Annotated in this window: 16 protein-coding genes; 2 read left to right on the plus strand and 14 right to left on the minus strand. The window is 30.2% G+C overall.

The window, feature by feature from the left end; all coding sequences use genetic code 11:
* Window positions 1–94: 94 nt before the first annotated feature.
* Entirely contained in the window at window positions 95–511 is a 417-nt protein-coding gene (locus tag ACFSSB_RS04245) for a glyoxalase (RefSeq protein ID WP_379901311.1), read from the plus strand.
* Here the strand turns inward: ACFSSB_RS04245 and ACFSSB_RS04250 are convergent.
* The 8 genes from ACFSSB_RS04250 to ACFSSB_RS04285 all read right to left on the minus strand — a co-directional run bounded on the left by ACFSSB_RS04250 (window position 508) and on the right by ACFSSB_RS04285 (window position 5,875).
* Complete coding sequence (locus ACFSSB_RS04250) at window positions 508–1,185, minus strand: DUF2461 domain-containing protein (RefSeq protein WP_379901313.1); 678 nt, start codon at window positions 1,183–1,185, stop codon at window positions 508–510. The two genes, ACFSSB_RS04245 and ACFSSB_RS04250, sit on opposite strands and share 4 nt — an antisense overlap.
* Window positions 1,186–1,298: 113 nt before the next feature.
* Window positions 1,299–1,850, minus strand: coding sequence for a hypothetical protein (locus ACFSSB_RS04255; protein ID WP_379901316.1), 552 nt, complete (start codon window positions 1,848–1,850; stop codon window positions 1,299–1,301).
* Window positions 1,851–1,901: 51 nt separating this feature from the next.
* Complete coding sequence (locus ACFSSB_RS04260) at window positions 1,902–2,102, minus strand: hypothetical protein (RefSeq protein WP_379901318.1); 201 nt, start codon at window positions 2,100–2,102, stop codon at window positions 1,902–1,904.
* 55 nt (window positions 2,103–2,157) lie between these two features.
* Window positions 2,158–2,322 carry a DUF1328 domain-containing protein gene (locus tag ACFSSB_RS04265; protein ID WP_379901320.1) on the minus strand — a complete coding sequence of 55 codons (165 nt, stop codon included), beginning with the start codon at window positions 2,320–2,322 and terminating at the stop codon, window positions 2,158–2,160.
* Window positions 2,323–2,382: 60 nt separating this feature from the next.
* Window positions 2,383–3,288: a mechanosensitive ion channel family protein gene (locus ACFSSB_RS04270; protein ID WP_379901322.1), complete on the minus strand. Its 906-nt coding sequence runs from the start codon at window positions 3,286–3,288 to the stop codon at window positions 2,383–2,385.
* Window positions 3,289–3,349: 61 nt separating this feature from the next.
* On the minus strand, window positions 3,350–3,850 hold the full coding sequence (locus ACFSSB_RS04275; protein ID WP_379901324.1) for a Dps family protein: 501 nt from the start codon (window positions 3,848–3,850) through the stop codon (window positions 3,350–3,352).
* Window positions 3,851–3,973: 123 nt separating this feature from the next.
* Window positions 3,974–5,059, minus strand: coding sequence for a magnesium/cobalt transporter CorA (gene corA, locus ACFSSB_RS04280; protein WP_379901327.1), 1,086 nt, complete (start codon window positions 5,057–5,059; stop codon window positions 3,974–3,976).
* Window positions 5,060–5,092: 33 nt separating this feature from the next.
* The gene (locus ACFSSB_RS04285; RefSeq protein ID WP_379901329.1) at window positions 5,093–5,875 is read right to left on the minus strand and encodes a tRNA pseudouridine synthase A; all 783 of its coding nucleotides are present in this window, start codon (window positions 5,873–5,875) and stop codon (window positions 5,093–5,095) included.
* A gap of 100 nt (window positions 5,876–5,975) precedes the next feature.
* Between ACFSSB_RS04285 and ACFSSB_RS04290 the strand changes: the two genes are divergently transcribed.
* Window positions 5,976–6,392, plus strand: coding sequence for a hypothetical protein (locus ACFSSB_RS04290; RefSeq protein ID WP_379901330.1), 417 nt, complete (start codon window positions 5,976–5,978; stop codon window positions 6,390–6,392).
* 72 nt (window positions 6,393–6,464) lie between these two features.
* Here ACFSSB_RS04290 and ACFSSB_RS04295 read toward each other — a convergent pair whose 3' ends face one another.
* The 6 genes from ACFSSB_RS04295 to efp all read right to left on the minus strand — a co-directional run bounded on the left by ACFSSB_RS04295 (window position 6,465) and on the right by efp (window position 13,049).
* Window positions 6,465–7,277: a prohibitin family protein gene (locus ACFSSB_RS04295; RefSeq protein WP_379901331.1), complete on the minus strand. Its 813-nt coding sequence runs from the start codon at window positions 7,275–7,277 to the stop codon at window positions 6,465–6,467.
* 9 nt (window positions 7,278–7,286) lie between these two features.
* Window positions 7,287–9,320 (minus strand): VWA domain-containing protein, encoded by a 2,034-nt coding sequence (locus ACFSSB_RS04300; protein WP_379901333.1) that lies wholly within the window; start codon window positions 9,318–9,320, stop codon window positions 7,287–7,289.
* 70 nt (window positions 9,321–9,390) lie between these two features.
* Window positions 9,391–10,137, minus strand: coding sequence for a 3-oxoacyl-[acyl-carrier-protein] reductase (gene fabG, locus ACFSSB_RS04305; RefSeq protein ID WP_379901335.1), 747 nt, complete (start codon window positions 10,135–10,137; stop codon window positions 9,391–9,393).
* Window positions 10,138–10,292: 155 nt separating this feature from the next.
* Window positions 10,293–11,165, minus strand: a complete 873-nt coding sequence (gene sucD, locus ACFSSB_RS04310) for a succinate--CoA ligase subunit alpha (RefSeq protein ID WP_379901337.1) — start codon at window positions 11,163–11,165, stop codon at window positions 10,293–10,295.
* A 300-nt stretch (window positions 11,166–11,465) separates the two neighbouring features.
* Window positions 11,466–12,401 carry a UDP-3-O-(3-hydroxymyristoyl)glucosamine N-acyltransferase gene (locus ACFSSB_RS04315; RefSeq protein ID WP_379901339.1) on the minus strand — a complete coding sequence of 312 codons (936 nt, stop codon included), beginning with the start codon at window positions 12,399–12,401 and terminating at the stop codon, window positions 11,466–11,468.
* An 81-nt stretch (window positions 12,402–12,482) separates the two neighbouring features.
* Window positions 12,483–13,049: an elongation factor P gene (gene efp, locus ACFSSB_RS04320; RefSeq protein WP_379901341.1), complete on the minus strand. Its 567-nt coding sequence runs from the start codon at window positions 13,047–13,049 to the stop codon at window positions 12,483–12,485.
* Window positions 13,050–13,070: the final 21 nt, after the last annotated feature.

The raw sequence follows: 13,070 nt of genomic DNA on the forward strand, positions 1-13,070 counted from the left end.
AAAATATAGCTTGTTAATAAACTAGTTAACAAGTAAAATGCAGTTGTAATTTTGTGCTTTATATTATCTCTAACTTTAATAAAAACTTATAACTATGAATACTAGAGACTTAAATTTAAAACAAGTACGACCTGAAATTGCATCTATTATTATTAATGATGACATGACAGCAGATGAACGTTTTCAAAACCTTGTACTTAGACCTATAGCTAAATTACAAGTGCCATTATTTATTGAGGTTTTTAAAAATTATGCTAAAAAGCATAAAAACGTATTTTATGAATTATCTATTGAAAAACGTATTTGTTACATTGAAAATGCTGTACAAAAAGACATGAAACTTAGAAATTCTTTAAAAGGAATGGTTATAGGTTTATTTACTACAGAAGAATATCTTGTTTACATTAAAAATTCTTCGGCATTAAACAAACGTATGATGTCTATTGTTAAAGATCAATTACTTGGTAATATACAATTGTTAGAAAAACCAGAGTTTTTGGCTGCTGTTTAAATTAATGAAACGCCATTTAAATCTGTGGTTAACACATCACTCATATAATTAAAATAAGGTCTTATTGCTTTAAATGCAGTATCTACTTGGCTTAAAAATTCTGGTGAAGTCACTTCTTTATCTGTATATTTTTTGGTGAATATAAACTGCTTTTTCTTAATTAAGTCTATAGCTTTGTGTTCTTTATCAAAGCCTCTAGGTGCTGTTTTTACTTGGTCTCCAACCAATTCTCCCCAAATACTTTTAAACTTTTTATTGTCTATTATTTCTCTAATTTCGTCGTCGTCTTGCTCAAATTCTTTTCTAATACGAAGCAAATCTTCTTTATTAGGTTCCCAAAAACCAGTCGCTATAAAACTTTCATTATTTGGTTGAATATGTACATAGTAACCACCTCTTAAGTTTGGTTTTACTCTACTAAAAGAGCCACCAAAATGGGTTTTATAAGGCAATTTGTTTTTAGAAAAACGAACATCTCTATATATACGAAACATTTTCATTTTATCTATTTCATCATGTGCACTAAGCATTTCAAAAAGCTGCGTATATGCTTGCTTAACCTCTTTTTCAATTTCTTTAAATTCTTTTTTATTTTCATTAAACCAATCACGATTGTTATTTTTTTCTAATCGTTTAAAAAAGTCAAAAGCTTCTTGTGGTATTGTTTTGTTCATGATACAAATTTTAAATAGGTTTAAAAATACAAAAAGCCTCGGTTTTACCGAGGCTTTTCTGCTATTAATACACAGTACATTTAGGATTAAAAAATGTACTAATAACGGGTTTATTATTTAGCAATTTTAAATTCTTTGGTTACTAACCCGTCACTTTTACCATCAAAATACTCAATAACAAAGGTTTTATTTTTATCAAAATAACCAACTCCTGTATACGTGTCTGTGGTAAAAATATAACTCATGTTTTTGGCAGAGTATCTAGCTGTACCAAAAGTTACATCTTTATCTCCTTCTTTAACAGACACTACAAAACCTTGTTCATCAGGAATAAAAGAATAATCTTTATCCTTAAATTTATAGTAAGTAACTTTTGTTTTAGTATCGTATGCTACATCATTATCTTTATCTACTTGTATGGTTTTTGTTACTTTAATAGGTGTATCCATACGTTTTCCGTTAAGGTCATATCGATATTTAGGATCTATTTTTACCTCTTGGGTTTGTAGCGTTTTTACCTTTATTTTTTTCTCTACTATTTTTCCGTTTACTTTTTCTTTAACGGTTTTTACAGTGGTTTCTTCAGTAACATCAACAGGATTATTGTTTTGTGCATAAGCACCTAAACCTATTAACAAACTACATATATATATTAAATTTTTCATTTTTATTTTATAATTTTTGGTTAAACATTTTTTTGACGTTTTGATAAAAAATTATTTCACTTGATCTTCAATTTCATCTTTAACGTCTTCTACTTCATCTCCTACATCATCTGCAGCATCTTCAATAGCGTCACCTGTATTATCTACAGCTTCTTCTATTTTTTCACCTGTGGTTTTCTTTTCTTCTCTACAACTTGTAAATACTGTTGAAATGGAAAACATAAGTACTAATGCTATTATTATTTTTTTCATAATTATTTTATTTAAATGGTTAATTGTTATAATTGGTTTTATGTTGGTATTTATTTTAAGCTTTACGTATTATATCTCTTATTAGTGATAAAACAAATAACACTATGAAGATAAAGAATAGTATTTTTGCTATTCCTGCAGAAGCTCCTGCAATACCACTAAATCCTAGTATTCCAGCAATAAATGCGATTATAATAAATGTGATTGTCCAACGTAACATATCTTTTGGTTTTAAAATTTTAGTGTAATAGACTATACTTGAAAATGGTATACTCCTACTCTAGTTATTAGAGAATTCTTCTTGAAACTTATCTGCATTTTCAACAGATAAATTGGAATCAAATTGAAGGGTTCTGATAGGGAATGGAATGTTAATTCCTTCTTTATCGTATGCTTTTTTAATTTCAATAATTGCTCTACTTTTTGATTTTAGTTTTTCTAATGCATTTTCAGCATCGATCCAGAATCTGCATAAATAGTTAATAGAGCTTCCGCCAAACTCGGTGTAATAAAACTCGACGTTGTTTGGATCTTTTACTTGATCAAAATTATTTGCTATAGTTTGTTTGGTAAGTTGTTCTACTTTTTCAAGATCAGACTCATAACCAACACCACACTCTAGCATAACTCGCATTTTAGTAGTAAGCGAGTAGTTTTTTAATGGATTTTCTAATATGGTTCTGTTAGGAATTATAACCATATTATTATCTGCTTCTTTTAGTGTAAAATCTTTTAAATTAATATCTATAACTTCACCAGAAAACCCCATGGTTTCTACCCAATGACCAATTTCAATTTTCTTTTTAAAAGAGAGTACTAAACCAGCAAAAGTATTAGATAATGTACCTTGTAATGCTAAACCTACGGCTAAACCTACAACACCAGCACCTGCCAATAAAGAGGTTAATGTTTTACCAAGATCTAAAATTCCTAAGGCTAAAAATAGTCCTGCAGCTACTACAGCTATTGCAGCAACTTTACCAATAATAATACTAATGGAATCTTGTGAAATTTTTTTTGAAGCTATTTTAGTAACAAATTTTCTTACATATTTTGCAGTAAAATAGGCTACTATCATTACCAAAATTGCAAGTAATAAATTTGGTATCATTTCTACTGTTGTAGTAAACCATCCTTCTAGTTTTTCAATAAGAGATTCTACAGCAGTTTGTAATTGCGCTTTCATTTTTTTAATAAGTTTTTAGAGTTTATACATTGATTTTTTGTTTTAGTAAAAAACTAAGAACTTAATCAACCATAACACTCTGCAACTTATCGGAAGTTTTTTTAGTCCAAGCTTCTAACATCCAGCTTGCTTTTTCTAATTGACGAATATAGCTACCAATAAGATCAATGGTACCTTCATCTGAGGCTTCTTCTGCTTTTTCAATTATAGCAGACATTTGCCCTAGTATAATTTTGTGGTCTTTTAAAATTTCTGAAACCATGTATTTATCAGATTTTAAAGACTTTGCTTCTTCTACCGAAGATATTTTTAAATAGTTACTGTATTTACTCATAGGATGAAATCTTAGTGTAAGAATACGTTCTGCAATTTCATCGATTTTTAGTTGTGCATCTTTGTACAACTCTTCAAATTTATTGTGAAGGTCAAAGAAGTTTTCTCCTAGAATGTTCCAGTGAAAGTTTCTTAGTTTTTGATAATAAATATGGTAATCTGCAAGTAGTGTATTTAATTCTACAACTACAGGTAATAATTTCTCATCTCTCATATTCAAATAACTCATAATTATATTTTTGTGTTAAACGGTTTGTTTGTTCGAACACTATATAAACTATGGGAAATCTCACTTTTGTCAAGCCCTTTAACAGGTTTTAACAGTTTTAGGTTTTTATTAACATAAATTATGTTAAAGCCATCTTTTCTTTCTAAAATAAATTAACATAATAATAAGTATCACAATCATTACTGCCCAAACAATATAGTAACCATAAGGGTTTGTAAGTTCTGGCATGTTAGAAAAGTTCATTCCATATATTCCTGCAATAAAGGTTAACGGAATAAAAATAGTAGCAATAATGGTTAGTACTTTCATGACTTCATTCATTTTATTGCTAATATTAGTCATGTACAAATCCATAAGTCCCCAAATCATTTCACGATATAAGTCAATGCTCTCATTTACTTGAATCATATGGTCATATAGATTGCGTAGGTAGTTTTTTGTTTTATCCTCAATAAATTCAATTTCAGATTTTTCAAGTTTGTTTACTACTTCTCGAAAAGGAAAAACGGTTCTACGAATTTTTAAAATTTCGCGTTTTTGGTTTTGAATACTTGTGGTAGTGGTATTTGAGTTAGACTCTTCAATAAAAAGCGTTTCTTCTAAATCTTCTATTTTATCACCTTCTGCTTCAATAACCGTAAAATAATTATCTACAACAGCATCTAAAATAGTGTACATTAAGTAATCTGCTTTAGCATTTCTAATTCTTCCTTTGGCATTTCTAATTCTATCTCTTAAATCATCAAAAACATCACCATCTGCTTCTTGAAAAGTAAGTACATAGTTTTCGCCAACAACCATACTCATATGCTCGTAAACAATTTCATCTTCATTTTTAAAATGTAGCATTTTAAAAACAATAAAAAGATACTCTTCATATTCTTCTAGTTTAGCACGTTGGTTAGTGGTAACAATATCTTCTAACACTAATGGATGCAAGTTATAATGCAATCCTAATTTTTCAATTTCTGTAGTGTTGTTTAAACCGTTAATATTAATCCAGGTAACATGCTCTTGGCCTTTAAAATTGAACGCATCTTCTACTTTATCCGATTTATTAAAATCGCAATTTTCTCTATTGTAATTAACAATATCTACTTTGGTTTCAAGAAATTGTTTTTCGCCAACATAAGCTACAGTTCCAGGAGCTGTATTTATTGTTTTGTAAGACTTTTTACGTTTAATTATTTTACGTTTTTTTTGAGCCATGTAGTTTGTATATATCTATAAAAATACTAAAGTTTATTCAAATTCAATACTATTCAATATTAAACCAGAAGCTGGAGCAATATAATCCATAACCTCCTTACTTTCTGGCTGTAAAGTAGCTTTAATATAATCTAAAGTAATTTCTGCTCTACCTAATTTTATAAGTGCTCCCATCATTAACCGAATTTGATTTCTACCAAATCCTTTTCCTTTTACGCGAAGCATATATGTTTTTTCTGGGAAGAAATTGGCACTAAAAACCGTATTTTCTACTAGTTCACAAGTAGAAATTTCTCTGGTATACAAACCTTCATTAGAAGCTTTGTAGCAATAGGTTTTAAAATTATGCGTGCCTTGAAAAAGCGCTGCTCCTTTTTGCATGGCTTCTATATCTAACCTATCTAGAATTGTTGTTAAAATTGGAGCGCAAAACGGATGGCATTTTTCGCCATGCGTAAAAAGATATAAATACTCTTTTGTTTTAGAATGCTGTATTACATTAAATGTAGCGTCTACTTCTTCTATTGCTAAAGCACGAATATCTTGAGGTAAATTGTGATTAAACAGTGCAAGAAAAGCATCTTTGTCTTCAATAGGTTCATATAAAAACAATTCAAAAGCAGAGGCATTGGCAGAAACCATAGCATCTGTTCTACCAGAAGCCAAGGTTTTAAAACGCTTTCCTTCTAAAATAAATTTAAAAGTTCTATCAATCATCAAGTGTACTGTTTTTACGTTTGGTTGTTTTTGCCAACCATGAAAACGATAGCCTAAATATTGAATAGTAATTAAATAATAATAACGTTTATTAAACATATTTTACAAAAGTGTTAGAGCTAGCAAGTAACCTATTTTAATGCATCTAACAAAATTTTTATAAATTGTATTATAATTAACTAACAAAAAACTCTTAAACATGACTACTACTACAACTAATAAACCTCCTATTTGGTTTTGGATTATCACTGTTACTGCACTAATATGGAATCTTTTAGGTGTTTCAGCATATCTAATGCAAGTTTATATGGATGAAGAAACGCATGCTTCTTTAACAGAAGCCGAACTTGCCATGTATGAAAACTTACCTATGTGGTATACTGCAGTTTTTGGTATTGCTGTATTTGCTGGTACTTTAGGTTGTATTGCTTTATTATTACGAAAAAAATGGGCTTATCCTATATTTTTAGTTGGAGCCATTGCTGTTTGTATACAAATGGCTTACGTAGTTTTGTCTTTAAAAATGGCTAATGTGATGACAATACTAATTATTATTGTGGCTATTGCTTTAATTTGGTATACAAAACATGCCAATAAAAAAGGTTGGTTACAGTAATTTGAAACCTATAATAAAACAAAAAAGGCATCTAAAATTTAGATGCCTTTTTTAATAATGTATTTTAAAGTTTTATTGATTTCCTAAAATAATAGGCATTCCAGAGTCTCCAGAACCAATAACAATTACTTTACTATTTGAAGATTCAGATAATTTAATGGTAGCTTCAATACCTTTATCTTGTAAAATCTTATCTGTAAGAGATGCACTTAAAATTTTATTTGCATCTGCTTTACCTTGTGCTTCAATACGTTGTTTTTGCGCTTCTTTATCTGCTGTTACTAAACGAAACTCATACTCTAATGATTCTTGTTCTTGTTTTAGTTTACGCTCAATAGCATCTTTAATTGTTGGTGGTAATTTTACATCTTCTACCAACACTTTTTTAACCGTTAAATATTGACCATCTAATAAGTTAGTTACTTCTTCTAAAATTTCTTGTTCTATAACATCTCTTTTACTAGAGTATAGTTGTTCTGGTGTGTAACGACCAACTACACTTCTTGCTGCAGCGTTAACTGCAGGATCTAGAAGTTCTCTTTCATAATCTGCTCCTTTGGTTTTAATAAGTTTACCAAGGTTAGAAAACTCTGGCTCGTACCAAATGGTTCCGTTTACTTTTACTTCTAATCCATTTACTGAAAGCACATTCATTTCATCAGAAACCGATTGCTGACGCACTCTATGTACCAACATATCATTCCAAGGTGCTACTATATGAAAACCTTCGCCATAAGTGTGTTCTGTATTAATACCATCGCCAAAGCGCTCAAATAATACACCTCCTTCACCAGGACCAATAGTCACTGCTGATTTAGAAATTAAAATAATTAAGAATACTAGTGTAATAATAAAAGGCACTGCTATTTTAGGTAATTTATCCATATTTGTTTTTTATATTAATCCGTTATATTTTCTTATAAACCATTCTAATGCTAAGCTTAAAATAAGTAAAGCTAGCAAGTAATTAAAATCAATTAAAGGTACAACATTTTTACTGCTTTTTTGTATACTAACAAAGCGATCATCATCTAACAATTTGCTTAATAATCCATCTGTATTTGCAATAAAATAACTATCTGCATTTGTATTAGTAGCCACTCGCTGTAGTTTTGTTACATTGGCGTTTAAAAATTGTTGCTCCATATTATATTCTAAAATCTGAAAAGCACCAGATTTAGATATGTTTTCATTGCTAGATTTAACCGTAAAACTATAGTTTCCAGCTGCTAGACTACTTAAATCTACTTGATAATTATTTCCTTTTAAAATAAATGGAAACGTACTAGAAATTTTAGTTTCTTTATTTTGTACTATAATATTTAGAGACTCTTTTGCATCAAACTCATAGTTTTTATTAAAAACTTGCGCCTTAACAACTACATTAGCGTTGCCAGGATAAAAAGATTCATAATCTACATTTAACCTGTCTTTTCTTTTGGTAGAAGCTAAATACTGCACCAATTTGCCTAAAAAGTTATCAAAACTATTAAAGGACTTTGTGTTTAAAAAACTCTGTGCTCTCCATTTCCAGATATTTTCACCAAAAAGAACAGCCTCTCTCCTGCTATTGGTTTCAAAAGTGGCAAGCAAAGGTTGTTGTGTATCTATGCTTCGTATATTTTTGTTTAAAATAGTTTCTACAGGAATAGAAAAAGTAACAGAACCAAAAGAAGATTGCAAAGGCGGAAACGATTCAAAATCTAAATCGTCTATAATAAAAGTGTTATAATTTGTGTTTAGACTTGCTTGATAATCTTCGGTTTGATTGGTGATGTCTTGTTTAAAATCTAAAGTGTTTGCATTTACAAAAGCATAGTCTGTTTTACCTCCTAAAACTAAAAATTTATTCGCATTATCTTGCTTTAAACTTTTAAAAACAGAGTTAAAGTTATTGTTTGGCTGATACAATATAACTAATTGAAAATCATTTTTTTGCAATAAATATTCATTAGGAGTAACAATAGAAACTTCGCGTTGTTCATTGCTTTCAATACTCTTTTTAAAAGCACCTAAATCTGGATGCATAAAATCACTAACTATAGCAACATTTGTTTTTTGATCTATAACTTCAACAGCAAAATTAGTGTAATTATTAATCGTATTTTTTTCACTTTCAATAGGAATAATTTGTGCTTTATACGATTGCACTCCTACTCGATTTGCAGGTAAAGTAAAGTTTAAAATTTTTGAATTTACCGTTTTACTGAAGCTTAGATTTTGAGAATATACTGTAGCTTTTCCAGAAGTAACTACAAACTTAGAATTCACAGCATGGTTTCCGTTATAGGTAACAATAGCCTCTACAGGAAACTTATTTTTTAAGAAAGCATACTTATTTACATTAAGTTGTTGCAATTTTAAATCGGTATAACTAATGGTATCTCCTAAAATTACGGTAAATATTGGTTGCTTTACTTTTTCTGCAGAAAACACATAATCATTACCAAAGGTTTGGTTACCATCGGTTACTAAAAGTATTGGTGAAGTTGTGTTTTTATAAATTTGAGAAAAATCACTAAAAGCCCTATCAATATTGGTTTGTTTCTCTGAAAAACTTAAAGAATCTGTTGTTTTTAACGTGTTTGCAAAGGAGAAAAAATCTAGATTAAATCTTTCTGAAAGCGCTGCATTATTTTTAATTGCTGCTACTAATTGCTGTACATTTTCTTTCTGATTTAAATGCGTAATCGAGCTAGAGTTATCTACAGCAACTACTAAGTTTGGTTTTTCTGTATAGTAGCTTACTTTTTCGAATTTAGGATTTATTAAAAGCAGTAACAATGAAAAGATACTTATAAACCTTAAAAAAGAAAAAAGCATGTTGTTTTTAGACATGCTTTTCTTTTTAGATTTATACTGAAAAAGCGCTAATAATAGCGCTATAATTCCAGATAGTATTATGTATAAAATTGTTTCTGTTTGCATAAATGATTCTTCGACAAGCTCAGAATGATACTATTTAAATGAGTTAAACTTCCACCTAAGTAGAAATGAATTAGGTTAACATTCCTCCATCAACGTTTAAGGTTTGCCCTGTAACGTAAGCAGACATATCACTTGCTAGAAAAACACAAACGTTTGCAATATCTTCAGGAGTACCACCACGTTTTAAAGGAATAGCATTTCTCCATCCTTTAACGGTTTCTTCGTCTAGTTTTGCTGTCATTTCGGTTTCAATAAAACCAGGAGCAATCACGTTGCTTCTAATGTTTCTAGAACCAAGCTCTAAGGCTACCGATTTAGAAAACCCTATAATTCCTGCTTTTGAAGCAGCATAGTTAGTTTGTCCTGCGTTTCCTTTTACACCAACAACAGAACTCATATTAATAATAGAACCTTTACGTTGCTTCAACATAGTACGTTGTACCGCTTTGGTCATATTAAAAACAGACTTTAAGTTTACTTCAATCACCTTATCAAAATCTTCTTCGCTAATACGCATTAATAGATTGTCTTTAGTGATTCCTGCATTATTGATAAGTATATCTATACTACCAAATTCTGCAACTACATCACTTGCAAGTTTTTGCGCTTCTTCAAAATTTGCTGCATTACTTTTGTATCCTTTTGCTTTAATACCTAAAGCATTTAATTCTTTTTCAAGTGCATTAGCAGCTTCAACAGATGAACTATATGTAAAAGCCACATTTGCACCTTGTTGTGCAAAAACTTGAGCTATACCTTTACCAATACCTCTACTTGCACCAGTAATAATGGCTGTTTTTCCTTCTAATAATTTCATTTACTTACTTTTTTGCCTCTATTTCACGAATATCTTAATATTCTAATAAAATAGGTATGGCTATTTATTAAATTCAAATATAACAAATACAATTTGCTTCAAATAAAAAAACCTCACAAAAAAATGTGAGGTTTTTAACATATTTATGTGATTGCTTATCCTAAAACTTCAGCAACTTTTTTACCAATTTCAGCAGGAGAATCTACTACGTGAATACCACATTCTCTCATAATAGCTTTTTTAGCTTGAGCAGTATCATCACTACCACCAACAATAGCACCAGCGTGACCCATTGTACGTCCTGCAGGAGCAGTTTCACCAGCAATAAAACCTACAACTGGTTTTTTACTTCCACTAGCTTTATACCAGTTAGCAGCATCTGCTTCTAATTGACCTCCAATTTCACCAATCATAACTACAGCTTCTGTTTCTGGATCGTTAATTAATAACTCCACAGCTTCTTTAGTTGTAGTACCAATGATAGGATCTCCTCCAATACCAATAGCAGTAGTAATACCTAAACCTTGTTTTACCACTTGGTCTGCAGCTTCATACGTTAATGTACCTGATTTAGATACAATACCAACTTTTCCTTGTTTGAATACAAATCCTGGCATAATACCAACTTTTGCTTCACCTGGAGTAATAACTCCTGGACAGTTAGGCCCTATTAATCTACAATCTTTATCTTGAATATATGCAGCAGCTTTAATCATATCTGCAACTGGAATACCTTCAGTAATAGTAATAATTACTTTAATTCCTGCATCAGCAGCTTCCATAATAGCATCAGCAGCAAAAGCTGGTGGTACAAAAATAATGGTTGTATCTGCTCCTACTTTTTCTACTGCTTCAGAAACAGTATTAAAAACAGGTTTATCTAAATGTGTTTGACCACCTTTTCCTGGAGTAACTCCACCAACAACATTTGTTCCGTATTCAATCATTTGACCAGCGTGAAAAGTACCTTCACTACCAGTAAATCCTTGAACTATTATTTTTGAATTTTTATTTACTAAAACGCTCATTTATATTTAGATTAAAATTGTTTAATGTTTAATTAAGATATTCTTTAGAATTCTTATTGCAAAAGTAAGTTTTTGAAAAGAAATTATAAAGTGATTTGTCTATTTATTTACTAAAAAGAATTTTATTTTTATACCTACTACCTGCTAGTCCAATGCTTTAAAATAGTTTATCTAATTTTAAGTATTTTGTCTTTTAAGTAAGTATTAAAAAACTATAGTTTTTCTATAATTTATTTTTAATGCAATACCATTTAATTTCCGGATGTAATTCTTATAACAAAACTCCTTTAAAGCGACTAACTATTTGTTTTTTAATTGCTTAATGATTTCTGGTATTTTTTTCACGTATGCTAAATCTTTAAGTTTTACTCTAGATTCTTCTATAGGTGTACCAAAATAAGACTTACCTCCTTCTACAGATTTAGTAACTCCTGTTTGCCCTAAGATTACAGCTTTTTCGCCAATGCTAATTCCGCTAGTTGTTCCTACTTGTCCCCAAATAGTAACTTCATCACCAATAACACAACAACCAGCAATACCTGTTTGTGATGCTATTAAGCATTTTTTACCTATTACAGTATCATGACCTACTTGAATTTGGTTATCTAGTTTTGAACCTTCACCTATAGTGGTATCTCCTGTAACCCCTTTATCTATAGTACAAAGTGCACCTATATCTACATGGTCTTTAATAACGACTCTTCCTCCAGAAATTAAAGGATCAAAACCTTCTGGTCTGTTTTTATAATAAAATGCAGATGCACCTAAAACAGTTCCAGCTTGAATGGTTACATGGTTACCAATTACAGTATCATCATAAATACTTACATTAGAATGAACAACGCAGTTATCTCCTATAGTTACATTATTACCAATAAAACAATTGGGTTGTATAATGGTATTTTCACCTATGGTTGCTGAAGGTGATATAGCTACATTTGAAGCTTGAAATGGCTTAAAATGCTGTGTGATTTTATTAAAATCTCTAAAAGGATCGTCACTTATAAGTAGTGCTTTACCTTCTGGACATGCTACTTCTTTGTTTATTAATACTATAGTTGCTGCAGATTGTAATGCTTTATCATAGTATTTAGGATGGTCTACAAATACAACGTCACCAGCTTCTACTACATGAATTTCATTAATACCAAGAACTTGAAAATTAGCATCTCCAACATATTTACAATCTATTAAATCTGCAATTTGTTGAAGCGTATGTGGTTTTGGAAATTTCATATTTAAGTGTACAGTTATTTGCAAGCAATCTATTAGTTAGCTTTGGTACCTAGTAAAGATTGCTTGCTGCTAACTTATTTATTAATCTTTAACACGCTCTTTGTACGTTCCTTTTTCTGTTTCTACTTTAATTCTGTCTCCTTCATTAATAAATAAAGGTACATTTACAGTAGCTCCTGTTTCAACAGTTGCTGGTTTTGTAGCGTTTGTTGCAGTATTTCCTTTAACTCCTGGTTCTGTAGCTGTTACTTCAAGAATTACACTTGCAGGCATTTCTACAGATAAAGGTGCATTATCTTCTGTATTAATGATAACTGTTACCACTTCACCTTCTTTCATTAATTCTGGTTTGTCTAGAGCAGCTTCTGTTAATTGAATTTGCGTATAATCTGCTTCATTCATAAAATGATAAAAATCACCATCATTGTATAAGAATTGAAACTTATGTGTTTCTACACGTACATCTTCTAATTTATGACCTGCAGAAAAAGTATTATCTAATACTTTACCAGTAGTTACGCTTTTCATTTTTGTTCTAACAAAAGCAGGTCCTTTACCAGGTTTTACGTGTAAAAATTCAACAATTTTATAAATATCGTTGTTATATCTTATACAAAGTCCGTTTCTAATATCTGAAGTTGTTGCCATAGTAATCCCCAAGAAAGTGGG

The organism is Lacinutrix gracilariae, assembly GCF_042684485.1.
Classification (GTDB): Bacteria; Bacteroidota; Bacteroidia; order Flavobacteriales; family Flavobacteriaceae; genus Oceanihabitans; species Oceanihabitans gracilariae.